This is a genomic window from Caballeronia sp. INML3B, assembly GCF_023631305.1.
In the GTDB taxonomy this organism is placed as follows: domain Bacteria; phylum Pseudomonadota; class Gammaproteobacteria; order Burkholderiales; family Burkholderiaceae; genus Caballeronia; species Caballeronia turbans.
Genome location: NZ_JALQDI010000081.1, coordinates 88,458 through 114,296, shown reverse-complemented (window position 1 = coordinate 114,296; position 25,839 = coordinate 88,458). Strand labels below are relative to the sequence as shown.

Genomic DNA, 25,839 nt, shown 5'->3' with positions numbered 1-25,839 from the left:
CGCAAGGAAAAAAATGAGACTACAAGGGAAAGTCGCGCTCATTACGGGCGCGGGGCAGGGAATCGGCGCAGCGACCGCTCGCAAGTTCGCGCAGGAAGGTGCGGCGGTTGTCGTGTGCGATGTCAATGAGTCAGCGCTCAGGCAAGTGACGCAGGCTTGCCGGAAAGCGGGTGCGGAGACGGCGGAATACTGCATCGACATGACGGATCGGCTCGCCGTCGACGAGGTGGTCGCGAGCGTGATCAGGCGCTTCGGTCGAATCGACGTGCTTGTGAATAATGCAGGCATTACGCGCGACGCTCGTCTGCAGAAGATGACCCTCGATCAGTTCGATGCGGTGATCGACGTAAATCTGCGGGCCGTCTTTCATGCAAGCCAGGCCGTCGCAGAGGAGATGATCGCGCGAGGCTCGGGTGTCATTCTGAATGCGAGTTCGGTCGTTGGCATCTATGGCAACTTTGGGCAAACCAACTACGCCGCGTCCAAATTCGGTGTGATCGGCTTCACGAAGACATGGAGCCGGGAGCTCGGCCCGAAGGGCATTCGCGTCAACGCCGTGGCCCCCGGATTCATCGATACGTCGATTCTTTCGACGATCCCCGAAGACGTTCTGCACAAGATGCGTGAACAGGTGCCGCTGGGCCGCCTAGGTGCGCCAGAGGAGGTCGCGAACGTCTACGCGTTTCTGGCGAGCGACGAGGCGAGCTATATCAATGGCGCAGTGATCGAAGTGTCTGGCGGCATGACGCTTTGACCGCCGTGGTATCGAAATCGAATCTTGTTGACATGAATACTTTCGAATTGTTGAAGCCCCAGCCTGGTTTGCGGGTCTTGATCACCGGCGCGGCCTCTGGCATCGGTGCTGCAATGGCTCAGGCGTTTGTCGAGGCCGGCGCGAAGGTCGTCATCTGCGATGTCGATGCTGTGGCCGTCGATGCATTTGCGGCAACGAATTCGTCGTTACGTGGCTGCGTGGCGGACGTCAGCGACTCGGACCAGGTCGATCAGGTCGTCGCAGAAACCGGGCGCGCCCTGGGCGGACTCGATCTGCTGATCAACAACGCCGGGATTGCCGGTCCGACAGGGGCTATAGAAGATATCGACGAAGAGCAGTGGGAGCGGACCGTCACGACCAATTTGAACGGACAGTTCAACTTCCTGCGCAAGGCGGTGCCGCTCATGAAGGACACCTCGCGGAGTGCGAGCATCATCACGATGTCGTCTGTCGCGGGGCGGCTCGGCTACGCGTTTCGCACGCCCTATGCGGCGACGAAGTGGGCGCTCGTCGGACTCACCAAATCGCTGGCTATCGAATTGGGGCCTGCGAACATTCGAGTCAACGCCATTCTGCCTGGCGTTGTGCAGGGAGAACGGATGGATCGCGTGATCGCTGCGCGGGCGGAGTCACTGGGCGTAACGGTCGACGCGATGCGGGATGACTACCTGAGGAAGATCTCGTTACGTCGCATGGTAACGATGCAGGACATATCCGCGACGGCTCTTTTTCTTGCTTCGCCCGCTGCACGCAACATCACTGGACAGGCGATCAGCGTCGACGGGAACGTGGAGTATCTGTGAGCGACCTGCTGTTTGCGGGACACGCATCAGAATAAGCCTGCCTGGAACCCGTACAACTCGGCCGGATTATCGACCAGTATCTTGCGGCGAATCTCGTCGCTTTGCACGAGCCGCATCGTCCAGTCGAGCATGCGCGCGTCGTTTGGCAGGGGCTTCACATTGGGATGCGGCCAGTTCGACGCCCACACGCCGCGCTCGGGAAAACGCGCCGACAGCGTGCGCACGAGCCACGAAACGTCATCGAAGCCAGGCGCGCCGGTGCGCGAACTCTCATACGGCGCGGACAGTTTGATCCAGCATCGCGGGCCGTCGAGCAGACGGCACAGCGACGCGAACCCTTCGCTTTGCGGCGTCACCGGCGCGAGAAACTTGCCGAGATGATCGATGACGAGCTTCGAGGGCAGGCGCGCCAGCATCGCTTCGTGTTGCGGCAGGGCGTGCCCGTCGAGTTGAAGATCGATGTTCCATCCAAGCGGTTCGATACGCGCCGACATGTCCGCAAGCGCGTCCCATGGCAGCACGCCGCCGGGCAGCATCATGAACCGCACGCCGCGAATGCCCGCATCGTGCAGGCGCTGCAGTTCGTCATCGCCGATATCGGGTGCGACGACCGCGATGCCGCGCGCGCCGGCACCGAGCTGCCCGATGGCCGCGAGCGTGCAGCGGTTGTCGAAGCCATAGCCCGTCGGCTGCACGACGATCGCGCGCGAAAAGCCCAGCCCGCGCTGCACGTCGCGATACGCCGACGCGGGCGCGGGCGGCGGCGTGAACGTCGCGCTCGCGGCGAGCGGATAACCTTCCTCGTAGACGTGAATGTGGCAGTCGCAAGCGCCTTCGATGTTCATCGCGCGACCGCCTGCATGTCGAAGCCTGCGAGGCGGAACGCATGCGCCGCATTCACCGCGCCCACGGGCATGCGGCCCTCGAACAGCGCCTGCGTCTGCGCGACCGTTTCCATCGACTGATGCTCGATGGCGCCCGGCGTCAGCCCGCCGACATGCGGCGCCGCGATCACACGCGGATGCGCCGCGAGCGCCGCCGCGGGCATCTGGTCCGCAGCGCGGCCGACATCGAGCGCGCATCCGGCGAGGTGATCGCACGCCAGCGCGGCGAGCAACGCGGCATCGTCGACGAGTTCGCCGCGCGCGGCGTTGATGAAGTACGCGCCGCGCTTCATCGCGGCGAAGGCTTGCGCGTTCATGAGGTTCGCGGTCTGCGCATTGGCGGGCGCGAGACACACGACGAAGTCCGACTGCGCGAGCAATTCATCGAAGCCGACTTGATGGAGGCGCGCATCGTCGATCGTGGCGTAAGGATCGGACACGATGACGCGCATGCCGAACGCCAGCGCGAGGTCGCAGAGATAGCGCGAAATCTGTCCGTAGCCGATCACCCCGACGGTGCTGCCGCGAAGCTCGCGGCCCATCTTCGGCGCGGGCGCTTCATGGCGGTGATAGGCCTGCGCATACGCGGTCGTGCCGCGCGCGAGATCGAGCATCGCGCCGATCACCCATTCCGATACCGAGGGCACGAAGCCCGCGCTTGCCTGCGTGACGAGCACGCCGAGTTCGCTCGCGGCATCGACATCCACCGTGCGGATATCCACCGCGCAGCGCACGAAGGCGGCGAGCTTCGGCAGTGCCTCGAACAATGCGCGCGGCGCGGGCGTCTGGCGGTACGCGATGATGACATCGGCATCGCGCGCGGCAGCCGCGAGTTCGGCTGTCGTCAGTTCGCGGTCTTCCTCGTTATACGCAACGTCGGCGAAGGTCGCGAGCGCAGCCGATGCGCGCGCGCCGAAGTAATGTTCCAGCATGTGCCGGGGATGACTCACGAATACCTTGTTCATGTCTACGTCCTGATTTATTTCGCGGGCCGGGCGACGGATTCGCGCTCCACGAGCGTAATGTCCGTGAAAAGCGCCTGCTCCGATGCGGGCATGGGTTCGTCGTGCGGACGCATCGCGCGCTCGACCATCGCGGCGGCCATCGCCGGCACCGGAAGCTGCACGGTCGTGAGCGCGGGGTTGGAAATCGCCGCGAGAAAATGTCCGTCCATGCCGACAATCGACACGTCTTCCGGCACGCGCAGACCGCATTCGCGCAAGCCCGCCATGAGACCGAGCGCCATCAGATCGTTGACGGCGACGATGCCGGTCGGACGCGCGCCGTCCTGCGCGAGCAGACGCGCGAGCGCGCGGCCGTTTTCGGCGATCATCGAATCGCCGTATTCGTTCACCGGGCCGCTGTCGAGGACATGCGCCGTCTTCGCGAGACCCGCATCGGTCGCCGCCGATAAAAAGCCGTCGATCTTGTCACGGCGGCTCATCGTCACGCCGGTCAGCGTGGCGAAGGCGAGCCGCGTGTGGCCGTGCGCGATCAGATGCCGCGTCGCGATTCGCGCGGCTTCGAAGTTGTCCGGCGTGACGTGCTCGACGCGCGTCGTCTCGCCTTCGGTCGCGCGACGGTCGTAGCTCACGACGACCATGCCGCGCTCGACGGCGGTTTCCAGATGCCGCTCGTTCGCCAGCGACGAAATCACGATCACGCGCCGCACGCCCTGCGAGAGCAGATCCTCGAAGAACGATGCTTCCTTCGCCGGATCGCGATACGTATTGCCGATCATCACCCGATAGCCGTATCGCTCCTGTGCGTAGGTTTCGACCTCGCGCGCGATATAGCCGTACATGGGATTGGCGATCGACGGCACCAGCAATCCGATCAGCGGCGTCTGCCCCGTCTTGAGCTGCCGCGCGAGCGTGCTCGGACGATATTGCAGCGCGTTCATCGCGGCCTGCACGCGTGCGAGCGTTTCCTGGCGCATCTGGTCGGTGCGGCCGTTCAGCACGTTCGATACCGTGCTCACGGAAACGCGGGCCTCGCGGGCGACATCCTGAATGGTGCTCATAAGCTTTTACATCTGCCGGCTACAGGCCGAGCCGGGTCGGCAACCACAACGAGAACGACGGCACCAGAATCAGCACCACCAGTGCGACGAAAAGCACCAGCAGGTATTTGAGCATAGGACGCGCCACGGCTTTCATTTCCGTGCCGGTGATGGCGCAGGTCGCGAAGAGCCCGAGCCCGACCGGCGGCGCGAAGAGACCGAGGCCCATCGCGACGACGATCACCGTGCCGAAATGCAGCGGGTTGATGCCGAGCTGCGTCGCGATCGGTGTGAGCAGCGGCCCGAAGATGATGAGCGCGGGCGCGCCTTCCAGCACCGCGCCGAACACGATCATGATCAGCACGGACAGCAGCAGGAACGTGGTCGGGCCGTATTGATGCGCGAACGCGATCATCGAATCGGATACGAGCGCGGGAATCTGCTCGACGGTCAGCGCGAACGACACGCTCGACGCCGCCGCCACGATGAACAGAATGCTGCTCGCCATCGACGCCGAGCGCACGAACACGCGTGCGACCGACTTCGGCGTGAGCTCGCGAAACGCCAGCCAGCCGACGATGAGTGCATACACCACGGCGAACGCGGACACTTCCGTCGAAGTCGCGATACCCGAGGTCACGCCCTTGCCGATCATCGTGATCATCACGAGCGCGACGAGCGCGCCGCCGGCAAGCGGCAGCCATGCGCGCGGGTTGGTGAGCGCATCGGCGAGATTGATGCGGCGCCCGAAGATCACCGCGACGATAGCGAGCGCCACCGCCAGCACCGCCGCAGGCACGACGCCCGCGAGAAACAGCCCCGCGATCGAAATATTCGCGACGAAGCCCATGATGATCATGTTCACGCATGGCGGAATGGTTTCCGCCATCACGGCGCTGCAGGCGAGCAGGGCCGCCGCTTCGTTCGGATCTTCCTTGCTCTGACGCACGGCGGGCATCACGACGCCGCCGACCGCCGCGATATCCGCGAGCTTCGAGCCCGACACGCCGGAGAAGAATGCAGTCGCCATGATCGTGATGAGGCCGAGTCCGCCGCGCACGCGCCCGAACATGCGCAGCAAGAGCTCGATCAGGCGCGACGACATGCCGTTGGTTTCCATCAGCAAGCCGGCCAGCACGAAGAAGGGAATGGCGAGCAGCACGAAGTGGTCGGTGCCGGCCATCACTTGCTGCGAGTAGACGAGCATCGGCAGGGACGGTTCGGCGAGGAAGTACAGGAGCGCGGAGAACGCGAGCACGAAGCCGATCGGCACGCCGAGCACGAGTCCGCCGATGAAACCGGCCATCAGCAGAAAGCCCGGCTTGAGCGCGTGACCCGGCACGAAGGCGTTCCACGCGAACACGGCGGCCGCGACCAGCATGCAGCCGAGCAGCGTGCCGAGCACGGTCTTGCGCGCGCCGTTCAGCGCGTTGGCGAGCGCGAACACCGTCATGAACACGCTGCCGATCACGAGTGGATACACGTTGATCCAGGCGGGCAGGCCGCTCGGCGTCATCTGGCCGTAAGAATCGACCAGCAGCAGGCAGGACGACATGCACAGATTGCCCGCGACACCCGCGATCACCCAATGCCCGACATGCACGAGCGCGCTTTGCCAGCGCCGGGGCAACATGCCGCGAAACAGATCGACGCCGACATGCTGGCTGCGTCCGAGCACGGTGGCCGCGCCGAAGAACACCAGCACGATCATCAGCGCGCCGGCGACTTCCTCCGCCCAGTCGAACGGATCGTGCAGAAAGTAGCGATAGATCACGGAGAGGAACACCACGATCACATCCGCCGCGAGCACGGCTGCGCAGAAGTATTCGATCCAGTGCATGAGGCGCACGAGGCCGCGCGCGAGCACGGTCTCATGGCCGAAACCGGGCGCGGCGAGTTGCGCCTCCGGTCCGGGCGTCGCGGAGAAAGTGGTCATGGTGTCGGCCTCGTCAGCGTCGTTGGCTCGATCAACCGCGCGCGGCGGCGATGGCGGTGAAAAGCGGCGCGGTCGCCGGGTATTGCTTCGAGAAGCTCGCGTACAAGTGCGACTGCATCTCGGCGCGTGTGGTATCGCGATCGGCCTTCGACATGGGATAGAAGGTCATGCCCTTCTTTTTCAGTTCCTGCTCGGCGCTGGCGGCGGTCTGAATGGCGGCGACGCGCTGCTTCGCGGTCGCGTCCTGCGCCGCTTTCTGGAAGGCGGGCCGCAGATTCTCGGGAATCTTGGCGAGCGCGCGGCGGCCCATCACGACGACGAGCGGGCTGAAAACGTGCTGCGTCTGCCAGCACGACTTGACGACTTCGTCGTACTTGCTCGCGAGCACGGTCGCGCAATCGTGTTCGAAACCATCGACAACGCCCGTCTGCGCCGCCATATACAGCTCGCCGATGGGAATCGGCGTCGGCACCGCGCCCATCAGCTTGAAGGTTTCCATGAAGGCGGGCGTGGGCAGCACGCGCAGCTTGACGCCCTTGATATCGACGAGCGATTGCATGGGCTTCTTGGTGAACACGTTGCGCGCGCCGAAGGAATAGCCCCACGTCACGACCGAGCAGCCCGCGCGCTGTTGCAGCAGCGTGTCGAACGACTTGCCGACGGTGCCGTCCATTGCGCGGCCGACGTGATCGAAGTTATCGAACACGTAGCCGAGATCGAGCATGCCGAGTTCCGGCAGCACGGTCGCCCAGATCGAGGAGCCGGTAACCATCATGTCGACCGCGCCGACCTTCACCTGCTGGACGACGTCGCTTTCCTTGCCGAGCTGATTGTTCGGGAAATAGTCGATGCGAATCTGATCGCCGACACTCGCCTTCAGGTTCGCCGCGAGGTTCTGATACCAGACGTAGTGCGCGGCGTTTTCGTTCGGCGGCATCGAGGACGACAACCGCAGCGTGGCGGCGGGCTGGGCGCGCACGATCGCGGGAAAGCCCACGCTTGCTGCCGCGAGCGTCGTCGCGGACGCCGTCTGGAGGAAACGTCGCCGGGAAATGCGGGAATCGGATTGCATGGTGTTGTCTCCTGGGTGCCGCTTTGGGCGCGGGCGAAATGTTCAGCGCGACACGACGGGAGTGCGCGACTGTATCGATTTAGTGTATCGATACAGTAAATGGTGGAGTGGCGGGATCATATGGGCGTATACCCGCGTTCAGGTCGGTTGGTGGATTTGAGCGCAGGCCGTTGCCGCCTACAGCGTTGCAATGAGAAGCGCAGTCGGGTTCGTCGATTTCGACATGCAGCCCGCCACGGTATGTTTCGATTTCGTAGCGTTCCCGCTCCACACTTGATCGGGAACGGCCGCAATGCGCAGCGAATGTTTTTTCGCCGACGCGTTAGCCGGAAGATTCACGACGCCACGCGCAGATCATGCAGCGTCCACTCGACTTCGGGGTTGTGCTGTCGAGAGTCACGCACACTGAGGCGGCGCGGTCGCGACCAGCATCAGGGCTCGTCGCTGTGGCCGGGCAACTCGAGCCTCGACTGGCGGATGCCGCGGACCATCGACGATGCGATATGCACGGCTACTTCGCAACGGTAGCGGGAGACCGCGCCGTGCAAGGGCCGCTCAGTCGTCGAACTCGCCCGCCTCCAGAGCCTCGGCGAAATCGGTGAGCCAGGTGGCGAAGTGATCCGTGTCGTAGATCGCCCGCTTGCCGTTAGTGAGCCGCACTACTGAGACTTGCCGGGTCATTCCGTTCCGGGCGCCCGCAGAAACGTCGTCGTTGTCCGTGATCTCGAAATCGCGCGGGTCGAGGCCTTTGCTGGCAAGCACGGCTTTGACGTCTTCCTGCTCGTCCCATGAGAACTCGGAGAAGTGATGAATTGTCATGCGATCTCCTCGGCAGTGTTGGCGAAAAGCGTCCCTGCGCTGCGTAATGATACTTTTCACGCAGTCGTCAGTCTGCCGTTTTCTGTCGGATCGAAGGCCTCGCTACTCGCCAGGAGCGGGCGCGCGTGAAGCGCTCATCACCGCGCGGGGTAGACGTGTAACCGGAATGATGTGAGCTTGCTAACCGGCCGTGCTGATGCGCACGTCGATCCGGCCCAGATCCGGTTCAAGCGCGTCCGCCAAAGGCGCAGCGCCGGCCGCATGCGTCAATTGCCACTTCGGAAATACGCCCGAAGAATCTACGCTCCACGATCGGCCTGCATCGTCCGCGACGATCGACCGGGCGCCGCGCCGCCTGGAGGCGGTCGACCGGTGCATGCGCACAGGCGCTTCGCGCTCGAATGACAGGCTCCCTCGTTCGTTGAAGACGACGGCAAGCGGGCGCTCCGCCTGCCCGGACGCGTCGAGTGTCGCCACCACGGGCCCCACGGGCGCGCGCAGCACTGCGTCGGCGGTCTTGCGGCCGGCGAGGATCGCCGCTAACCGCGCAGACGGGCCGGCCTGCGGATCAGACTTGCTGGCGTTTTCAGCGGCGGCGACCGTATCGGCGGGCGCTGCGTCGGACGGATCGCCGTTGCCCTTGCGCACGAAAGGCGCCGGCGAGTCCAGTGCGACCGGTGCAGCCATGCCATCGGCCTGTACGACGAGCATCACGTGCCAGTCGTCGGGCGTATTGTTGTAGCGCGGCGCCAGAGAGACGAGGCGCAACTGCGACGCGTCGAAGCCCGCTTCACGCAGCAGCAGGTACTTGGCGACCGCAAAGTCCTTGCAGACGCCGCTCTCGGCGAAGAAGCGCGCGGGCGGGTAGTAGCTGCCGTCGGTGCCGTCGCGATAGCGGATTTCATTGATCAAGGCGTTGGCTAACATCAGCGCAGGGTAGTCACCCGCGTTCGCGCGCGCGTCGCGCACCTGCGTCACCAGCCGGTTCCAGCCTGCGGGCTTGCGTTGTTGATGCGCGCGCATCGCGTGGCGCAGACGCTGCACGCGCGATGCGCCTTCGGCGGACTGTCCCATTTCGCCTTCGGGCAACTTTGCGATGAACATCAGGTCGCCGACCTGCGCAAGCTGAGGCCGCAGCTTGCGGTTCGCTTCCCACCACGTCGCGCTGCGCAGCCGTTCGATGCCGAGATCGAATGCCTCTTGCGCCGCTTCGGAACCATTCTCGCGGCCGGGTTCGGGTGGCGCGACAGCCGGGAGAACCGCTTCCACGGGAGGCAAGGAATCGACGACTGCTACGACGGGTCGAACGATCGCGCCGCTCTGGATCGTCGGCAAAGGCGGCTCGCTGCGCGAAGCACAAACGCTGACGATCGCCGCGAAAGCAACGAGGCTGCACAATAATCGATGATGCAATCGCCCGGCCATACGATCCCCACGATTCGGGCGAGTACGGAACCTGCCGACTCGCTTAAGGCTTGCCCCGACTGCTCCATATGCCGGCTGCCGGGCGTTGCCGAAAGCACTGCACATTGCGCGCCAATCGCTGCGTGTACGGGAAGCAAAACAGGGAGAGGTCGGTCAGCAGGGCGCGAGCCGATGTGCGGAGTTTTGGCGGGGGAGGGATACAGGACGCTAGATGGTGGCTCACGCCCGACAAGTTGCGGCGCAATGTCGTTTGGAGCGCGACACGTAAGGCGGGCGTGGCGCTCGCCGACGGTGGTCCGGTTCCGAAAGACACGTGCGGACCGCCGAGGCTGCTACCCTGACCCGCCGAGCCGGCCGGATACTGTCAACACCGCGCGTGGGTCGGATTCGCTGTCGGCCAATTGCATGCTATCGCGCTCCCTTCGCCGGTCGCATTGACGAGCGAGGCGCGGGTGAATAACGCCATGAGCGCCCGCTTGGCTCAGGCCCAGCCTTCCAGGCGCAGCGTAGACCGCACGAGCCGCTCCTCCTCCTGCTCGATCTCCGCGAGACTCTCGCGCACGCTCTTGATATGCGAGCTTGCCGCCCTGCGCGCCTGCTCCGGCAGCTTGCCCGTGACCGCGTTGTATAGCCGGGCGTGCTGCCTGTCGATCACGCGCTTCTGCGGCTCACGGTGATAGAGATTGTTCACCGACGCGAACACCGAACTCAGCATCAGATCGTTCAGCATACCGAGCGTATGCACGAGCACGGGGTTGTGCGACGCTTCGCAAATCGCAAGGTGAAAGGCATGATCCAGCCGTGCGTGCGTCGATGCATCGGTGTCGCGCGGATCGGCGGCCACCAGTTCTTCATAGCGCCGGCGGATCATGATGAGATCGGCGGCCGTTGCGCGCAGCGCCGCGAGGCGCGCAGCCTCCGCTTCGAGCATCTCGCGCACTTCCAGCAGGTCGTAAAGCGTGCGCGGTTGCGATCCGAGCAGATGCATCATCGGCGTCTGCGCAGGCTCCGCCGTCAACCTTGCGACGACCGATCCCTTGCCTTGCGCGGTTTCGATCAGTCCCCTGGCGCGCAAAACCTTCAGCCCTTCGCGCAGCGCGGTTCGCGACACGCCGAGCTTTTCCGTCAAGCGGCGCTCGGAAGGCAGCGCCTGCCCGACCTTCAGCACGCCATCGACGATCAGTGCCTCGATGCGCTCGACGACGACATCCGCCAATTTCCTTTTGCTCGGTTCCGTGTCTTTCATGGCTCGATCACTGGTATTACCAGCTTTCGATCGTAGCACGCCCTCAAGCATTGGACGGAACCGTGGAGCGCTTCGGAATTGCATCTGGAACTTTTCGGACCGGTCAAGTCGCTTTATAAACTGGTATTACCAGTGCAAAAACCATCGACATGACTGGCTCGAACCGGAAAAATCGCAGAAAAAACACACATTGGAACGAGCCCTCGCCCCACCGGAGACACCGCATGTCCTACGCTTACGACGAGAAGCTCGACGGCCCGCTGCGCGACCACGACAAGGCCCGGATCGTGCGCGATCTGCGGGCACTGCTTCCCGATCTGCAACTCCTGCACGCGCAAGAAGATCTGCGGCCTTTCGAGTGCGATGGCCTTTCCGCGTACCGCATCACGCCGATGCTGGTTGCGCTGCCCGATACCATCGACGAAGTCCAGGCCTTGTTGAAGTACGCGAACGCGCACGACATTCCCGTTGTCGCGCGCGGCGCAGGCACCGGACTGTCCGGCGGGGCGCTGCCGCTTGAGAAAGGCATCCTGCTGGTGATGGCGCGCTTCAGCCGCATTCTCGAAGTCGATGCCGAAGCGGGCATCGCCCGCGTGCAGCCGGGCGTGCGCAATCTCGCCATTTCGCAGGCCGCCGCGCCGCACGGGCTCTACTACGCGCCCGATCCTTCGTCGCAGATCGCGTGCTCGATCGGCGGCAATGTCGCGGAAAACGCGGGCGGCGTGCATTGCCTCAAGTACGGACTCACGGTGCACAACATCCTGCGCGTGGAGATCGTAACGATCGACGGCGAGCGCCTCACACTCGGCTCCGAAGCGCTCGACGCGCCCGGCTTCGATCTGCTCGCGCTCATCACCGGTTCGGAAGGCATGCTGGGCGTTGTGGTCGAGGTCACGGTCAAGCTCCTGACGAAGCCGCAGAGCGCGAAAGTCCTGCTCGCCAGCTTCGACGATATCGAGAAGGCGGGCAACGCCGTCGCGAAGATCATCGCCGCGGGCGTGATTCCCGGCGGCCTGGAAATGATGGACAACCTTGCGATCCGCGCGGCCGAAGATTTCATTCACGCGGGCTATCCCGTCGATGCCGAAGCGCTGCTGCTCTGCGAAGTCGATGGCGCAGAGTCCGACGTCGAGGAAGACTGCGCACGCGTCGAAGCCCTGCTGCGCACTGCGGGCGCGACCGACATCCGCCTCGCCGCCAACGAAGCCGAGCGGCAACGCTTCTGGGCGGGCCGCAAGAACGCGTTTCCCGCAGTCGGCCGCATCTCGCCCGATTACTACTGCATGGACGGCACGATTCCGCGCCGTGAACTGTCGCGCGTGCTGCGCGGGATCGCGGACCTCTCGGCGCAATACGGGCTGCGCGTCGCGAACGTATTCCACGCCGGCGATGGCAACATGCATCCGCTCATTCTCTTCGATGCCAACGCTGCGGGCGAGATGGACCGCGCAGAAGCGATCGGGGCACGCATTCTCGAACTGTGCGTCGAAGCAGGCGGCAGCATCACGGGCGAACACGGTGTCGGACGCGAGAAGATCAACCAGATGTGCGCGCAGTTCAACAGCGACGAACTGACGTTCTTCCATGCCGTCAAAGCCGCATTCGATCCATCGGGGCTTTTGAACCCGGGCAAGAACGTGCCGACGCTGCATCGCTGCGCCGAGTTCGGCTCGATGCACGTGCATCACGGCGCATTGCCGCATCCCGAACTGGAGCGCTTCTGATGCGACGCGACCTCATTTCCATCGACGACAGCGCGCGTCTCGTCGATCAGGTGCAGTGCGCGATCGCACGCCGCCAGCCGTTGCGCATTCGCGGCGGCGACAGCAAGGCATTCCTCGGCAGGCAGGTGCGAGGCGAAGAGATCGACACGCGCTCGCATCGCGGCATCGTCAGCTACGACCCGAGCGAACTCGTGATCACCGCGCGCGCAGGCACACCGCTCGCCGAAATGAACGCGATCCTCGACGAAGCCGGCCAGATGCTTCCGTGCGAGCCGCCGACATTCGGCGAAGCGGCGACGATAGGCGGCGTGGTCGCAGCGGGTCTGTCGGGTCCGCGCCGTCCGTGGGCGGGTTCGGTGCGCGATTTCGTTCTGGGATGCCGCATCGTTACCGGCGAAGGCAGGCATCTGCGCTTCGGCGGGCAGGTGATGAAGAACGTCGCGGGTTACGACGTGTCGCGTTTGATGAGCGGCAGCTTCGGCTGTCTCGGGCTGATCACCGAAGTATCGATGAAGGTTCTGCCCAAGCCGCGTGAAACGCGCTGTCTCTCGCTCGCACTGGAAGCCTCCGAAGCAATGCGTGAGCTTTCTTCCTGGCGAAAGGCGGCATTGCCCGTGAGCGGCGCCTGTCATGTCGATGGCCGGCTGCACGTTCGCCTCGAAGGCGGCGCGGGTTCGGTGCGCGCCGCGGCGGATCGCATCGGTGGAGAGCATCTGGATGACGATTTCTGGACATCCCTTCGCGAACATCGTCTCGCCTTCTTCGAGGATGATCGTCCGCTCTGGCGCCTGTCCTTGCCGAATGCAACGCCGCTCGCCGCGCTGCCCGGCGACGCCATCATCGACTGGGGGGGCGCGCAACGCTGGCTCAAGAGCGAAGCGAGCGCGGACGTCATTCGAGGTATTGCGAGTGCGGCGGCCGGCCATGCGACGTGTTTCGTTCCGGGCGTGACGCCCGAGCCGTTCCAGCCGATCCCCGCAGCGCTGATGCGCTTTCACACGCAACTGAAGCAACGCCTCGATCCGCACCGTGTGTTCAATCCGGGCCGGATGTACGCCGACTACTGACGCCATCGACACGCACAAGCCATGCAAACGAATCTCAGCGACGAAGCGAAGACGCTCGCGCGCGCGAAGGAAGCGGAAGACATTCTGCGTTCGTGCGTCCATTGCGGGTTCTGCAATGCCACCTGCCCGACCTATCAGTTGTTGGGTAATGAACTCGATGGTCCGCGCGGGCGCATCTATCTCATCAAGCAGATGCTGGAAGGCGAGCCGGTCACGCAGAAGACGCAGCTGCATCTCGACCGCTGCCTGACGTGCCGAAATTGCGAAACGACGTGTCCTTCGGGCGTCACCTATCACGCGCTGCTCGACATCGGCCGCGGGGAACTGGAGCGTCGCGTTCAGCGGCCCGCCGGCGAACGCTTGCTGCGCAACGGATTGCGTCACGCGATTACGCGTCCTGCCGTGTTCGATACCTTGCTGAAGGCTGGCCGTCTCGCGCGTCCCGTTCTGCCGAGCGCTTTGCGACAAAAGATTCCTGCACGCGCGACCGCGGCCAAGGTGCGGCCGGGCGCGCGGCATGCGCGTCGTGTGCTCATGCTGGAGGGATGCGTGCAGCCGTCGCTGTCGCCGAATACGAACGCAGCGGCCGCGCGCGTGCTGGATCGGCTCGGGATCAGCGTGATCGGTGCGCCGCAGGCCGGCTGCTGTGGCGCGACCGACTATCACCTGAACGCACAGGAGGCAGGTCTGATGCGCGCGCGGCGCAACATCGACGCATGGTGGCCCGCCATCGAAGCGGGTGCGGAAGCGATCGTGCAGACCGCGAGCGGTTGCGGGGCGTTCGTGAAGGAATACGGCCATTTGTTGCGGGGCGATCCGACGTATGCGGCGAAAGCCGCGCGCGTCAGTGAACTCGCGCTCGATCTCGTCGAAGTGATGCGCAAAGAACCGCTCGACGCGCTCAGATCCACCGACCGTAAGCGCATCGCGTTTCATTGTCCTTGCACGCTCCAGCACGCGCAGAAACTCGGCGGCGCAGTGGAGTCGATCCTGACACGCCTCGGCTACGACCTGACCGCCGTGCCCGATGCGCATCTGTGCTGCGGCTCGGCCGGAACGTATTCGATCACGCAGCCGGCGCTATCGACGCAACTGCGCGAGCGCAAGATGGACGCGCTCGAAAGCGAAGCGCCTGAAATGATCGTCACGGCGAATATCGGGTGCCAGACGCATCTCGCGGGCGCGGGGCGTACCGGCGTGCGGCACTGGATCGAGCTGGTGGAAGATGCGCTTCGGTGAAGACACCGAAAGGCTCAGCGCATATCGATAAAACAGTTTCCACGTCCCTTTGCGCGGCGCTTCACGGTCTGATTCCGCGCGAAGTCGCAGAGCGGGTTTCTCGAATCCGCTTTCCGGTCGACGGCGACGCCGCTTCGTCATCGCGTTTGACGATGGTGCCTTTCCCAAAAAGCACGTACAAAGCGGCTTGTCAGGCGCATCATGCTCTCACAACATTGACTCGCCGAACGAAGGCGTGCCTTCGCGATCGGCGCATTGACGGAGTGAGACGAAGCGATGCAACTCGAACAAGGGGTGGGCGGTCCACAGACTCTTTACGACAAGATCTGGAATAGTCACCGGGTGATGTCGCGCGACGACGGGCAGGACCTGCTGTTCATCGATCGGCATTTTATTCATGACGTCACCGCGCAATCATTCGATCTGTTGCGCGAGCGCGGGCTCAAGCCACGGTCGCCTGAGCGAATCTTCGGTACGGCGGACCACTACGTTTCCAGCGCGGCAAACGACATGTCGGCGGTGACCGACCCCGAGCGGCGCGCCATGATCGTGGCCCTGCAGCGTGACGCAGCCGCGTCGAACATCACCTTGTTCGACATGGACGATTCGCGTCGCGGCATCGTTCACGTGGTCGGGCCCGAGCAGGGGTTGAGTTTGCCTGGCATGACCGTCGTCTGCGCCGACAGTCACACGTCGACACACGGGGCGATGGGCGCGCTCGCGTTCGGTATCGGCGCAACCGAGGTGGCTCATGTGCTCGCCACGCAATGCCTGTGGCAACGCAAGTCGAGCAACATGCGCGTCACCTTCGACGGCACGCCGGGCCCGGGTGTCACCGCCAAGGACCTGATCCTCGCCGTCATCGCGCGCATCGGCGTGGCTGGCGCCGTGGGGCATGTCATCGAGTACAGGGGCTCCGCGATCGCCGGTCTCTCGGTGGAAGCTCGGCTGACGCTCTGCAACATGAGCATCGAGGCCGGCGGTCGCGCCGGCATGATCGCGCCAGACGACACCACCTTCGCGTATCTGGCCGGTCGTCCCTTCGCGCCGAAGGGCGAAGAGTGGGACCGCGCGATGGCGCACTGGCGCACCTTGTTCACCGACCCCGATGCAACGTTCGACCGGGAGGTGCATATCGACGTCGCCGGGATCGCCCCGATGGTGACCTGGGGCACAACACCCGAATATGCCTGCGCCATCGACCGGCGTGTTCCCGATCCCGCGCTGCAGGCGGACCCCGATCTGCGCGCTGCCATGTCGACGGCGCTCGACTACATGGGATTAGCCCCGAACGAGGCGCTGGAAGGCGTTGCGATCGACCGGGTCTTCATCGGTTCGTGCACGAACGGGCGCATCGAGGATATGCGCAGCGCGGCCGAGGTCGCGCGGGGCCGCCATGTCGCATCTGGCGTCGAGGCATGGGTGGTGCCGGGCTCGCATGAGGTACGAGCGCAAGCCGAGGCGGAAGGACTGGACCGCGTGTTCAAGGAAGCCGGCTTCCAGTGGCGTTTCCCGGGCTGTTCGATGTGCCTTGCAACCAACGGCGATATTGCCGCGCCTGGGCAGCGTTGCGCCTCCACTTCGAATCGCAATTTCGTGGGCCGTCAAGGGCCGGGCGTGCGCACGCATCTGATGAGTCCAGCTATGGCGGCTGCCGCTGCCGTAACGGGACGTCTGACTGATGTGCGCCGCCTCTTGGGAGCATGAGATGGAAAGCCTGACTCACCTCGACGCAGTCGCAGCCCCGATCGTCGTCATCAATTGCGATACGGACCAGATTCTGCCGGCGCGCTTCCTGCAAAAACCTCGCTCCGACGATTTCGGCCAGTTTCTCTTTCGTGCGCTGCGCTTTGGCCCGGACGGCACCGAAAAGCCTGAGTTCGTGCTCAACCAGGCGTCGTTTCGCGAGTCGCGCATCGTGGTGGCGAACCACAACTTCGGTTGCGGATCTTCGCGTGAGCACGCTGTCTGGGCGCTGTACGACTACGGCATCCGGGCGGTGATTGCCCCGAGCTTCGGCGATATCTTCTTCATCAACTGCCTGAAGAACGGGCTGCTTCCCATCGTGCTGCCGGAGACCGTGGTTCTTCCGCTTCTGGAATACCTGACCACGAAGGCGGGTAGCCGAATCTCCATTGACGTGCCCGCACAGAGTGTGACGTTACCCGACGGCGCCTCGCATGCTTTCGAGATGGAGCCCTTCGCCAAGCAATGCCTGCTGCGTGGCATGGACGAGATCGATTACACGCTTTCGCATCGAGATCGCATTGATGCATTCGAGCGCAATCGCGCCGACGCATATTGAGGCGCGCGCTTTCTAAAACGACCCTGGAGGAGTTCAGATGAAGATTGCAGTCATGCCCGGTGATGGTATCGGTCCCGAAGTAGTGGCGCAGGCTCTCAAGGTGCTGCAAGTCGTGGCACCTCATGCCGAGACTCAAGAGGCGCACATCGGCGAGGCCGGAATCCAGGCGCACGGCGTGCCGCTTCCGGAGCCCACGCTCGACGTGGCGCGCAAGGCTGACGCCATCCTTTTCGGTGCGGTGGGCGTAGCCGATGAGGCGGACATTCCTCGCGAGCGTCGTCCCGGAACCGGTCTGTTGCAACTGCGCGAAGCGCTCACACTGTACGCGAACTTCCGTCCGGCCTATATGTTCCCGGAACTGATTGGCGCTTCCACTCTGCGGCCGGAAGTCGTCGATGGACTGGACATCGTGATCGTTCGTGAGCTGAATGGCGACGCTTATTTCGGTCAGCCGCGCGGCTTCGAAACCAACGAAGCAGGCGAGCGCGTGGGTTTCAACACGATGCGTTATTCCGAGTCGGAGGTTGAGCGCGTCGCGCACGCGGCTTTTCGAGCCGCGTGTCGCCGTCACCACAAGCTGTGCTCGGTGGACAAGGCCAACGTGCTGGAGGCGAGTCAGTTGTGGCGCGAAACTGTCACGCGCGTCGGGCGAGACTACCCGGACGTCGAACTGAGCCATCTCTTCGTGGACGCCGCTGCCATGATGCTGATGCGCCGGCCCAAGCAGTTCGATGTGATCGTTACGGGCAATCTGTTCGGCGACATTCTGTCGGACGCTGCGGCCATGTTGACCGGATCGATCGGCATGCTGCCCTCGGCTTCGCTAGGGTACGACCGCAAAGGGCTGTACGAGCCGGTGCACGGCTCGGCGCCGGATATTGCCGGCAAGGACATCGCTAATCCGCTTGCCGCCATCTTGTCGCTTGCGATGATGCTGCGCGAGAGCTTCGAGATGGAGGATGCTGCGGGCCGCGTCGAGCAGGCCGTGCGAACAGTGCTGTCCGCCGGCTACCGCACCGCCGACATCTACCAGGAGGGCACCCGAAGCGTCGGCACCCGTGACATGGGTGACGCAGTGGTCGAAGCCTTGCGAAAAGAAGTCGTTTAGGGCGGATCGCGCCTTGGGCTGGCTGCCATCTCGGCGTCACGGTCACGAAGTGCCAGTCCGTCCAGGGCAGTTGTTCGCACCAACATCCCTAGAAAGGGAGGAGACAACCATGAAGCTGAAATTCGCTGTTGCATTGTGCGCAGCCGTGGAACTCGCTTGCGCATCAGCCACGGCAGTGGCGAAGGACACGCCGGAGAAGCCCGAGTTGCACATTGCAGCGGCGTCGACTGGCATCACATACCTGCCCATGCTCGTTGCCAAGCAGCGCGGCTACTTCAAGGACGAAGGGCTCGACGTAACCATCGCGGCATTTTCCGGAGGTTCAAAGACGCTGGAGGCCTTGTTGGGCGGCAGCTCCGATATGGTGGCGGGCGCCTATTCGAACACGATCACCATGGCGACGAAGGGTCAGCACCTCGTCGTGGTGGCCGCACAAGTGATTTGCCCGGGCTGGATCTTTGGCGTGTCTCAGAAACACGAGACAGACGTCAAGTCGCCCAAGGATTTGAAGGGCATGCGAATCGGCGTGAGCGCGCCAGGCTCCAGCACGCACATGGCGGTCAACTACATCTTGCACAAGGCGGGGCTGCAGCCTTCGGACGTGTCGATCATCGGCGTGGGGCAGGCGGCCGGTGCCGTTGCAGCGGTGCGTGCGGGTCAGATCGATGCGCTCATCGTCAATGATCCGAGTGCCACGATTCTGACGAAGGATGGCAGCCTGAGACCGCTCGAGAACATGCGCACGGCGGACGGCAACGTGAAGGTGTTCGGCTCCGACTATCCCGAGTCGAGCGTATTCGCGACGCAGGACTTCATCGACAAGAATCCCAAGACGGTCCAGGCAGTCGCCAATGCAATCGTGCGCGCGGAAAAGTGGATAGCCAAGGCCACGCCGCAACAAGTCGCAGACAACGTGCCGCCGCAGTTTTTGGGCGAGAACAAGGCGCTCTATGCCGAGGCCTTCACGAATAGCCGCCGCTGCATCGCGCAGAACGGGGAGATCACCCCCAAAGGCGCGCAGACGGTGCATGAGGTGCTTGCAGCCTTCGACCCTGCGGTAGCGTCGGCCAAAATCGACCTCGCCACGACCTATGACAATCGGTTCGTCAGAAAGGCGGCGGAGGTCCAGCCATGAGCACCGCAGCATGTAGCATCCCGCTCGACAGCGGACAGGCAGAAGTGCGTGAAGCGTTACGCTTCGACAACGTGACCTGCACCTTTGCCGGCAATGGCAAGCATGCCCAGACCTACACCGCAGTTTCTGGCGGCAGTTTGACGATAAGGGACGGAGAGTTCGTCTCGATTGTCGGCCCCACGGGTTGCGGCAAGTCGACACTGCTGAACGTGGCGGCCGGGCTCACCCGGCCTTCGTCCGGCAGTCTGAGCGTGTTCGGCAAGAAGCTGACCCAGGGTCTCAATACACAGGCGGCCTACCTGTTTCAGGTGGATGCGCTCATGCCGTGGAAGACGGCCGAAGAGAACATTGCGATCGGCTTGGTCTTTCGCGGAATGCCGCGCGAAGAAGCCCTGGGTGTCGCCCGTGGCTGGCTCGAGCGAGTGGGGCTGCAAGGTCATGGGAAGAAATACCCCCATCAGCTGTCCGGCGGCATGCGCAAGCGGGCCGGTTTGGCGCAAGCCCTGGCGCTCAATCCGCGCATCATTCTGATGGACGAACCATTCAGCGCGCTCGATATCCAGACCCGCCACCTGATGGAAAACGAGCTGTTGCAACTGTGGTCACGCGATCGCAAGTCCGTGATGTTCGTGACTCACGATTTGGAAGAGGCTATCTCGCTTTCCGACCGGGTCATCGTGCTGTCGGCGGGACCCGGTACACGACCCATCGCCGAGTTCGAGATCGATCTGGAGCGGCCGCGCGAAATGTCGGAGATCCGGATGACGCAGCGTTTCCTTCAACTGCATACCCAGATCTGGGACGTGCTTCGAGGCGAGGTTCTGAAAAGCTATGCGCGCAATCGAGTTTAGTCCAAACAATCGTTTCACCGTTCTGGTGACGCGGCTGGCAATTTTGATCGGTGTCCTGTTCCTCTGGTGGCTTGGCACCTATCAGAAGTGGCTGTCCCCGTTCTTCTTCGGAGACCCTGTAGGTGTGGCTCGTCGCATCGTCGAGTGGTTCGTGACGGGCTCGGTCTTCCGCCATTTGTACACGACCCTGCTCGAGACCATGCTTGCGTTTGCAATCGGCACGGTCCTGGGATTGGGATGCGGCCTTTGGCTTGCCCTTAGCCCGTTTCTGGCCGTCGTGTTCGATCCGTTCATCAAAGCAATGAACTCGATGCCGCGATTGATCTTTGCGCCCATTTTCGCGCTTTGGTTCGGACTGGGCATCTGGTCGAAAGTAGCGTTGGGCGTAACGCTTGTCTTCTTCGTGGTCTTCTTCAACGTGTTTCAGGGTGTCCGCGAGGTGAGCCCGACAGTGTTGTCGAACACCCGGATGCTAGGCGCCAACTCGCGTCAACTGATGAGGCACGTGTATTTGCCATCGGCGACGAGCTGGGTGTTTTCGAGCCTGCATAACGCGATCGGCATCGCCTTCGTCGGCAGCGTGGTGGGCGAGTATCTGGGCTCGGAGAAAGGCGTTGGCTACCTGATTCTGCTGGCCGAAGGCGTGTTCGATATCAACTCGGTCATCGCGGGGATCCTCGTGCTCACCGTGTTCGCTCTCGTGCTCGATACAGCGGTATCGATGATCGAAGACTATCTGCTGCGCTGGCGCCCCGTGGCCGGGCAGACGGTGGCCGCTAGCGCCTGAGCGCGAGTGCATGGGATGCGTGATTCAACCTTGAGGAACTAAATTGCAGACCAACAAAATCAATCTGACGGGCCGCGTCGCCGTCGTGACCGGCGGCGCGCAAGGCATCGGTCTGGAAGTCGGCCGCCGGCTGCTCGAATCGGGTGCCCGGCTCGTGATCTGGGACGTCAATCCTGCCGGCATCGAGCAGGCCCGTACCCAGCTGAGCCAGCACGACGTTCACTTTGAGTGCGTCGACATTGCCGACTTCGCGAGCGTGCAAGCGGCTGTCGCGGGAACGATGAAATCCGCGGGACGTATCGATATCCTGATCAACAACGCGGCGATTGTTGGCCCGAATGCGCCTCTGATCGAGTATCCGATCGATATCTGGAAGCAGGTGATGGAGATCGACGTCAACGGTACCTTTCACTGCTGCCGTGCGGTGGTCCCGGAGATGGTCCGCCAGAACTATGGCCGCATCGTCAATCTCGCCTCGGTCGCCGGCAAGGAAGGTAACCCGAATGCGTCGGCCTACAGCTCGGCCAAGGCCGCGGTCATCGCAATGACCAAGTCGCTGGGAAAGGAGCTGGCGCGTCACGACATAGCAGTCAATTGCGTCACTCCTGCCGTTGCGCGCACACCTGGCGCGATGGAGCAGGCGCCCGAGCATATCGAGTACATGTTGGGCAAGATCCCGCGCGGCCGTTTCCTCGAACTCAATGAGGCCGCCGCCATGATCGCCTGGCTCGCGAGCGAAGAGAACTCCTTTACCACTGGCGCGGTTTTTGATCTGTCTGGCGGACGCGCCACCTATTGAAGCGAGCATACACATATGAAGCTGTTGCGCTACGGTTCACCGGGCCAGGAGAAGCCGGGTCTTCTCGATGCCGAGGGAAATATTCGGGACTTGTCGAACCATGTTGCCGATATTGCCGGCGAAGCTCTGCTACCCGATAGCCTTGCACGCCTGAAGGCGCTCGATGCCGCGTCGTTACCGCGCGTAGAAGGCAGTCCGCGCCTCGGGCCCTGCGTGGGTGGCACGGGCAAGTTTATCTGCATCGGCTTGAACTACTCTGACCACGCGGCAGAAACCGGTGCCACGGTCCCGCCGGAGCCTATCATTTTCATGAAGGCTACGAGCGCGATCGTTGGTCCGAACGACACGATCGAGATTCCGCGCGACTCGATCAAGACCGACTGGGAAGTGGAATTGGGCGTGGTCATCGGGAAGACAGCCAAGTACGTCAGCGAAGCCGATGCCATGAACCATGTCGCGGGCTATTGCGTCATCAACGATGTGTCCGAGCGCGCGTTTCAGGCGGAGCGTCAGGGCCAATGGACCAAGGGCAAGTCGGCCGATACGTTCGGTCCGACCGGGCCCTGGCTCGTAACCGCGGACGAGGTGCGCGACCCGCAGACGCTGCCGATGTGGCTGGAAGTCAACGGACATCGCTATCAGAACGGCAGTACGGTCACCATGGTGTATGGCGTGCGCTACCTGGTGTCGTACCTGTCGCAGTTCATGTCATTGCAGCCGGGCGACATTATCTCCACGGGCACACCTCCCGGAGTCGGCCTGGGGCAAAAACCTCCGGTCTATCTGAAACCGGGCGATGTTGTGACGCTGGGCATCGAGGGCCTCGGGCAGCAGCGCCAGAACGTCGTGCAAGGCTGAACGCTTCACGACACGGCCGCGCAAGACACATTTCCAACGGAGACATATCATCGTGACAGCGCTTTGGCGTCGAGTTTCTATCGCATTGGCAACCTTCGCCGCCGTCTCGAATGCGTCGGCCGCCAGCGGCGCGCCTGTGCCGGAAAAGCCCAAGCTCCACCTGGCGGCGGCGGGTGTCGGTTTTCCTTACCTGCCGTTCGTCATCGCGGACAGTCGGGGATACTTCAAACAGGCCGGGTTAGACGTTGAAATCGGCGTGTTCAGTGGAGGCGCCAAGGCGCTGCAGGCAATGATGGGCGGTAGTGCCGACATAGTGGCTGGGGCCTACTCCAATACGATAACGATGGCCGCCAAAGGGCAGAAGCTGGTCTCGTTCGTGACCTTGGCCTCGTGCCCCGGATGGGTATTCGGTGCGACTCGCGCAAGCCACGCCAGGATCAAGACTTATGCGGATCTGAAGGGCATGCGCATTGGCGTGAGCTCGCCCGGATCGAGCTTTCACATGGGCGTGAACTATCTGCTGAGCAAGTCCGGCGTAAAGCCCGGCGACGTATCGATCATTGGCGTCGGCTCCTCTGCCGGGGCGATCGCTGCAGCGCGCAGTGGTCAGATCGACGCACTGATGAGCAACGACCCGGTCGCTACCGTTCTGCAGGGCAGCGGCGATCTGTTTCCGTTGGCTGTGATGCGAGACCCGGCCGGAACGCGCGCGACACTGGGCGGCGACTATCCGGAAGCTGCCATCTACACGACCAAAGACTTCCTCGTCAAATATCCGAACACCGTGCAAGCGGTAACGAATGCCATCCTCGAGGCTGAGCGCTGGATGGTGCATGCAACGCCTGAGCAGGTCGCCGCCGCCGTACCGCCACAATATGCTCTCGCCGAGAAGGATGTCTTCGCTCGTGCCTACGCCAACATGCAAAGCTGCATTTCGCGCGACGGCCTGATGACCGACGCTGCCGCGCATACCGTACATGATGTGTTGACTGCATTCGATCCCGACATCGGCAAAGCCTCGATCGACCTGAAGGCTACGTACGACAACCATTTCGTCGAGAATGCGGGCAAGCGCTGAACTGAGGAGAATGAACATGGAGAGCGACGTCCGCATCCTCGCGGAAGGCTTGATGTTTCCCGAGGGACCCGTGGCGATGTCTGATGGCTCGGTCGTGCTGGTCGAAATCGAGCGTGAGACCATCAGTCGCGTAGCTGTTGACGGTACGGTGAGCGTCCTTGCGAAAATCGGCGGAGGGCCGAACGGTTTGGCCTTGGGTCCGGATGGTGCTTTCTACATCTGCAATAACGGGGGGTTCCTTTTCCGTACCGTTGCCGGGCTCAATCGCACTCGGCCGGGTATCCATCCAGGCTATACGAGCGGTCGAATCGAACGGTTCGACCCGCGTACGGGTGCGCTCACGACGCTCTACGACCGCTGCGGCGATCATCCGCTGTGCGGCCCCAACGACATCGTGTTCGACCACGAAGGCGGTTTTTATTTCACCGATTTTGGCAAGAACCGGCTGCGTGATCGCGATCACGCCGGCCTGTATTACGGGCGAGCCGATGGGTCGATGATTGTCGAAGTCGCTTATCCGCTTACCACGGCGAACGGCGTCGGCTTGTCGCCGGACGACCGTACCGTCTATGTGGCGGAAACCGAGACGGCGCGCTTATGGGCTTTTGACCTGGAGGCACCGGGCAGGGCACGCAAGCATCCGTATCCATCCCCGCACGGCGGGCGTCTCGTGTGCGGGCTTGCCGGCTACCAGCGATTCGATAGTTTGGCAGTGGATGTGGAAGGGAATATCTGCGTGGCCACGTTGGTCACCGGCTGTATCACCGTGGTCGCGCCGTCTGGCGAGGTGATGCGGCAAGTCACGGTGCCGGACGGCATGGTGACGAACATATGCTTCGGTGGCGCCGACATGAAGACAGCATATGTCACGATGTCCGGCACCGGACGTCTGGGTGCGTTGTCGTGGCCGCAAGCGGGGTTGAAGCTCGCCTATTCGTGATTTCCGGCTTGCTGCTGCGCACTTGCTAGCAGATGCTTGAGAAAGAGCTGGACGGGCGCGGGGAGCGACTCTGCCTCGCGCACACAGATTTTCCAATGCCGCTCAGCCCAAGGTTCGTCCAACAGCACGGCGACCAAGGGCGCCGAGCTGACGTAGCGTTCAGCATGATGCTCGGGTACAAGCCCGACGCCAAGCCGCGCCTCGACCATGCTGCGCACCGGCTCGAAGCCATTCACCCGGATAGAGAGCTTAAGCGGGTGGTCAAGGTCTGCCGCTGCGCGCAACACCAGCGAATTAAGATAGCTTCCTTCCTGAGGTCCTACGAGCGGGTATTCGGCCACCTCGCGGAAGCTCACTCGGCCCGCACGGCTGAGTGGATGATCGGGCGGCATGATGACGACCAGCCGGTCGCTGCGGTAGGGAAAGACCTGCAGTCCAGCGGTCACGGTGGTGCCGCCGAACACGCCGATATCGGCAGTGTTTTCGGCCACGGCGCGCACCACTGCAGGGCTCAGGCTTTCCTGTAGGTCGATCCGCAGACCTGGATGCAGGTCCAGAAAAACGCGGATATCTTTGGCAATGTACTGCACGATGGTCGAGAGGCTCGCGTGCAGCCGGATCTGACCACGCACGCCTTCGGCGTGGTCAAGCAGCTCGCTTTCCATCTGTTGAATGTCGCGCAGAAGCGTCCGGGCGTGTTGCAGCAGTGCTGCCGCCGCGACTGTCAGTTCCAGGCCCTTGTTGCTGCGCACGAACAGAGCGGTCTTGAGTATGTCCTCAAGCTGGGACATGCGCTTGCTGAGCGCCGAAGGGGCGATATTCTCGAATTCTGCTGCCCGCGCGATGCTGCCGTGCTCACAGACGGCGATGAACAGCTTCAGCGATTGTAGGTCGAAACGCAACTGAGTCTCCTGAGCGCGGTCTTCTTGCCGCGACGCTTTCATGTGAAACGAGAATAGTCACGGAGTCCGTGGCAAGTCAACCGG

25 protein-coding genes are annotated in these 25,839 nt (G+C 63.2%); 16 read left to right on the top strand and 9 right to left on the bottom strand.

All coding sequences use genetic code 11. The features are described 5' to 3' along the window. The first annotated feature begins 13 nt into the window (after positions 1–13). Together fabG and NCS58_RS32805 are read left to right on the top strand one after the other, a co-directional pair. On the top strand, positions 14–754 hold the full coding sequence (fabG, locus tag NCS58_RS32810) for a 3-oxoacyl-ACP reductase FabG (protein ID WP_250477948.1): 741 nt from the start codon (positions 14–16) through the stop codon (positions 752–754). 32 nt (positions 755–786) lie between these two features. Beyond that, a complete protein-coding gene (locus tag NCS58_RS32805; protein WP_061118659.1) occupies positions 787–1,578 on the top strand; it encodes an SDR family oxidoreductase in 792 nt (263 codons plus the stop codon). Between the two features lie 26 nt (positions 1,579–1,604). On the opposite strand, the gene NCS58_RS32800 is transcribed toward NCS58_RS32805, so the two are convergent. From NCS58_RS32800 to NCS58_RS32770, 7 genes are all read right to left on the bottom strand, one after another. Beyond that, a complete protein-coding gene (locus NCS58_RS32800) occupies positions 1,605–2,423 on the bottom strand; it encodes an amidohydrolase (protein ID WP_061118658.1) in 819 nt (272 codons plus the stop codon). Beyond that, positions 2,420–3,427 carry an NAD(P)-dependent oxidoreductase gene (locus tag NCS58_RS32795; RefSeq protein ID WP_061118657.1) on the bottom strand — a complete coding sequence of 336 codons (1,008 nt, stop codon included), beginning with the start codon at positions 3,425–3,427 and terminating at the stop codon, positions 2,420–2,422. The genes NCS58_RS32800 and NCS58_RS32795 overlap by 4 nt, the downstream gene beginning before the upstream one ends. A 14-nt stretch (positions 3,428–3,441) precedes the next feature. Then, on the bottom strand, positions 3,442–4,485 hold the full coding sequence (locus NCS58_RS32790) for a LacI family DNA-binding transcriptional regulator (RefSeq protein ID WP_061118656.1): 1,044 nt from the start codon (positions 4,483–4,485) through the stop codon (positions 3,442–3,444). 19 nt (positions 4,486–4,504) lie between these two features. Next, complete coding sequence (locus NCS58_RS32785) at positions 4,505–6,400, bottom strand: TRAP transporter large permease subunit (protein ID WP_250477947.1); 1,896 nt, start codon at positions 6,398–6,400, stop codon at positions 4,505–4,507. 31 nt (positions 6,401–6,431) lie between these two features. Next, the gene (locus NCS58_RS32780; protein WP_250477946.1) at positions 6,432–7,472 is read right to left on the bottom strand and encodes a TRAP transporter substrate-binding protein; all 1,041 of its coding nucleotides are present in this window, start codon (positions 7,470–7,472) and stop codon (positions 6,432–6,434) included. Between the two features lie 555 nt (positions 7,473–8,027). Continuing rightward, positions 8,028–8,291 carry a hypothetical protein gene (locus NCS58_RS32775; protein WP_061118653.1) on the bottom strand — a complete coding sequence of 88 codons (264 nt, stop codon included), beginning with the start codon at positions 8,289–8,291 and terminating at the stop codon, positions 8,028–8,030. A 180-nt stretch (positions 8,292–8,471) separates the two neighbouring features. Further along, entirely contained in the window at positions 8,472–9,335 is an 864-nt protein-coding gene (locus NCS58_RS32770) for a transglutaminase-like domain-containing protein (protein ID WP_250477945.1), read from the bottom strand. Between NCS58_RS32770 and NCS58_RS32765 the strand changes: the two genes are divergently transcribed. Beyond that, positions 9,318–9,692: a hypothetical protein gene (locus tag NCS58_RS32765; protein WP_250477944.1), complete on the top strand. Its 375-nt coding sequence runs from the start codon at positions 9,318–9,320 to the stop codon at positions 9,690–9,692. The two genes, NCS58_RS32770 and NCS58_RS32765, sit on opposite strands and share 18 nt — an antisense overlap. Positions 9,693–10,197: 505 nt before the next feature. Here the strand turns inward: NCS58_RS32765 and glcC are convergent. After that, entirely contained in the window at positions 10,198–10,962 is a 765-nt protein-coding gene (gene glcC, locus NCS58_RS32760; protein ID WP_061118651.1) for a transcriptional regulator GlcC, read from the bottom strand. Positions 10,963–11,186: 224 nt separating this feature from the next. On the opposite strand from glcC, the gene glcD reads away from it, so the two are divergent. The 13 genes from glcD to NCS58_RS32695 all read left to right on the top strand — a co-directional run bounded on the left by glcD (position 11,187) and on the right by NCS58_RS32695 (position 24,853). Continuing rightward, the gene (glcD, locus tag NCS58_RS32755) at positions 11,187–12,686 is read left to right on the top strand and encodes a glycolate oxidase subunit GlcD (RefSeq protein WP_250477943.1); all 1,500 of its coding nucleotides are present in this window, start codon (positions 11,187–11,189) and stop codon (positions 12,684–12,686) included. Continuing rightward, positions 12,686–13,753 (top strand): glycolate oxidase subunit GlcE, encoded by a 1,068-nt coding sequence (gene glcE, locus NCS58_RS32750; protein WP_250477942.1) that lies wholly within the window; start codon positions 12,686–12,688, stop codon positions 13,751–13,753. The genes glcD and glcE overlap by 1 nt, the downstream gene beginning before the upstream one ends. Positions 13,754–13,774: 21 nt before the next feature. Next, a complete protein-coding gene (glcF, locus tag NCS58_RS32745; RefSeq protein ID WP_250477941.1) occupies positions 13,775–14,992 on the top strand; it encodes a glycolate oxidase subunit GlcF in 1,218 nt (405 codons plus the stop codon). Positions 14,993–15,268: 276 nt separating this feature from the next. Further along, positions 15,269–16,699 (top strand): 3-isopropylmalate dehydratase large subunit, encoded by a 1,431-nt coding sequence (leuC, locus tag NCS58_RS32740; protein ID WP_061118647.1) that lies wholly within the window; start codon positions 15,269–15,271, stop codon positions 16,697–16,699. 1 nt (position 16,700) lies between these two features. After that, positions 16,701–17,297, top strand: a complete 597-nt coding sequence (gene leuD, locus NCS58_RS32735) for a 3-isopropylmalate dehydratase small subunit (RefSeq protein ID WP_061118646.1) — start codon at positions 16,701–16,703, stop codon at positions 17,295–17,297. 37 nt (positions 17,298–17,334) lie between these two features. After that, positions 17,335–18,405 (top strand): 3-isopropylmalate dehydrogenase, encoded by a 1,071-nt coding sequence (gene leuB / locus NCS58_RS32730; RefSeq protein WP_250477940.1) that lies wholly within the window; start codon positions 17,335–17,337, stop codon positions 18,403–18,405. Between the two features lie 109 nt (positions 18,406–18,514). Continuing rightward, positions 18,515–19,540 (top strand): ABC transporter substrate-binding protein, encoded by a 1,026-nt coding sequence (locus tag NCS58_RS32725; protein ID WP_061118644.1) that lies wholly within the window; start codon positions 18,515–18,517, stop codon positions 19,538–19,540. Beyond that, a complete protein-coding gene (locus tag NCS58_RS32720; RefSeq protein WP_250477939.1) occupies positions 19,537–20,391 on the top strand; it encodes an ABC transporter ATP-binding protein in 855 nt (284 codons plus the stop codon). The genes NCS58_RS32725 and NCS58_RS32720 overlap by 4 nt, the downstream gene beginning before the upstream one ends. Further along, positions 20,372–21,178: an ABC transporter permease gene (locus NCS58_RS32715; protein ID WP_061118642.1), complete on the top strand. Its 807-nt coding sequence runs from the start codon at positions 20,372–20,374 to the stop codon at positions 21,176–21,178. Before NCS58_RS32720 ends, NCS58_RS32715 begins: the two co-directional genes overlap by 20 nt. 43 nt (positions 21,179–21,221) lie before the next feature. Further along, positions 21,222–21,977, top strand: a complete 756-nt coding sequence (locus NCS58_RS32710) for an SDR family NAD(P)-dependent oxidoreductase (RefSeq protein WP_061118641.1) — start codon at positions 21,222–21,224, stop codon at positions 21,975–21,977. 15 nt (positions 21,978–21,992) lie between these two features. Continuing rightward, on the top strand, positions 21,993–22,835 hold the full coding sequence (locus tag NCS58_RS32705) for a fumarylacetoacetate hydrolase family protein (protein WP_061118640.1): 843 nt from the start codon (positions 21,993–21,995) through the stop codon (positions 22,833–22,835). Positions 22,836–22,887: 52 nt separating this feature from the next. Continuing rightward, positions 22,888–23,913 carry an ABC transporter substrate-binding protein gene (locus NCS58_RS32700; protein WP_250477938.1) on the top strand — a complete coding sequence of 342 codons (1,026 nt, stop codon included), beginning with the start codon at positions 22,888–22,890 and terminating at the stop codon, positions 23,911–23,913. A 16-nt stretch (positions 23,914–23,929) separates the two neighbouring features. Continuing rightward, positions 23,930–24,853, top strand: coding sequence for an SMP-30/gluconolactonase/LRE family protein (locus tag NCS58_RS32695; RefSeq protein WP_061118740.1), 924 nt, complete (start codon positions 23,930–23,932; stop codon positions 24,851–24,853). On the opposite strand, the gene NCS58_RS32690 is transcribed toward NCS58_RS32695, so the two are convergent. Continuing rightward, a complete protein-coding gene (locus NCS58_RS32690; protein ID WP_250477937.1) occupies positions 24,844–25,755 on the bottom strand; it encodes a LysR substrate-binding domain-containing protein in 912 nt (303 codons plus the stop codon). The genes NCS58_RS32695 and NCS58_RS32690 overlap by 10 nt on opposite strands. Positions 25,756–25,839 lie beyond the last annotated feature (84 nt).

Excerpts from the sequence above, each read along its gene's own strand:
- fabG (WP_250477948.1), top strand. The coding sequence starts at position 14 with ATGAGACTACAAGGGAAAGTCGCGCTCATTACGGGCGCGGGGCAGGGA.
- NCS58_RS32805 (WP_061118659.1), top strand. The coding sequence starts at position 787 with ATGAATACTTTCGAATTGTTGAAGCCCCAGCCTGGTTTGCGGGTCTTG.
- NCS58_RS32800 (WP_061118658.1), bottom strand. The coding sequence starts at position 2,423 with ATGAACATCGAAGGCGCTTGCGACTGCCACATTCACGTCTACGAGGAA.
- NCS58_RS32795 (WP_061118657.1), bottom strand. The coding sequence starts at position 3,427 with ATGAACAAGGTATTCGTGAGTCATCCCCGGCACATGCTGGAACATTAC.
- NCS58_RS32790 (WP_061118656.1), bottom strand. The coding sequence starts at position 4,485 with ATGAGCACCATTCAGGATGTCGCCCGCGAGGCCCGCGTTTCCGTGAGC.
- NCS58_RS32785 (WP_250477947.1), bottom strand. The coding sequence starts at position 6,400 with ATGACCACTTTCTCCGCGACGCCCGGACCGGAGGCGCAACTCGCCGCG.
- NCS58_RS32780 (WP_250477946.1), bottom strand. The coding sequence starts at position 7,472 with ATGCAATCCGATTCCCGCATTTCCCGGCGACGTTTCCTCCAGACGGCG.
- NCS58_RS32775 (WP_061118653.1), bottom strand. The coding sequence starts at position 8,291 with ATGACAATTCATCACTTCTCCGAGTTCTCATGGGACGAGCAGGAAGAC.
- glcC (WP_061118651.1), bottom strand. The coding sequence starts at position 10,962 with ATGAAAGACACGGAACCGAGCAAAAGGAAATTGGCGGATGTCGTCGTC.
- glcD (WP_250477943.1), top strand. The coding sequence starts at position 11,187 with ATGTCCTACGCTTACGACGAGAAGCTCGACGGCCCGCTGCGCGACCAC.
- glcE (WP_250477942.1), top strand. The coding sequence starts at position 12,686 with ATGCGACGCGACCTCATTTCCATCGACGACAGCGCGCGTCTCGTCGAT.
- glcF (WP_250477941.1), top strand. The coding sequence starts at position 13,775 with ATGCAAACGAATCTCAGCGACGAAGCGAAGACGCTCGCGCGCGCGAAG.
- leuC (WP_061118647.1), top strand. The coding sequence starts at position 15,269 with ATGCAACTCGAACAAGGGGTGGGCGGTCCACAGACTCTTTACGACAAG.
- leuD (WP_061118646.1), top strand. The coding sequence starts at position 16,701 with ATGGAAAGCCTGACTCACCTCGACGCAGTCGCAGCCCCGATCGTCGTC.
- leuB (WP_250477940.1), top strand. The coding sequence starts at position 17,335 with ATGAAGATTGCAGTCATGCCCGGTGATGGTATCGGTCCCGAAGTAGTG.
- NCS58_RS32725 (WP_061118644.1), top strand. The coding sequence starts at position 18,515 with ATGAAGCTGAAATTCGCTGTTGCATTGTGCGCAGCCGTGGAACTCGCT.
- NCS58_RS32720 (WP_250477939.1), top strand. The coding sequence starts at position 19,537 with ATGAGCACCGCAGCATGTAGCATCCCGCTCGACAGCGGACAGGCAGAA.
- NCS58_RS32715 (WP_061118642.1), top strand. The coding sequence starts at position 20,372 with ATGCGCGCAATCGAGTTTAGTCCAAACAATCGTTTCACCGTTCTGGTG.
- NCS58_RS32705 (WP_061118640.1), top strand. The coding sequence starts at position 21,993 with ATGAAGCTGTTGCGCTACGGTTCACCGGGCCAGGAGAAGCCGGGTCTT.
- NCS58_RS32695 (WP_061118740.1), top strand. The coding sequence starts at position 23,930 with ATGGAGAGCGACGTCCGCATCCTCGCGGAAGGCTTGATGTTTCCCGAG.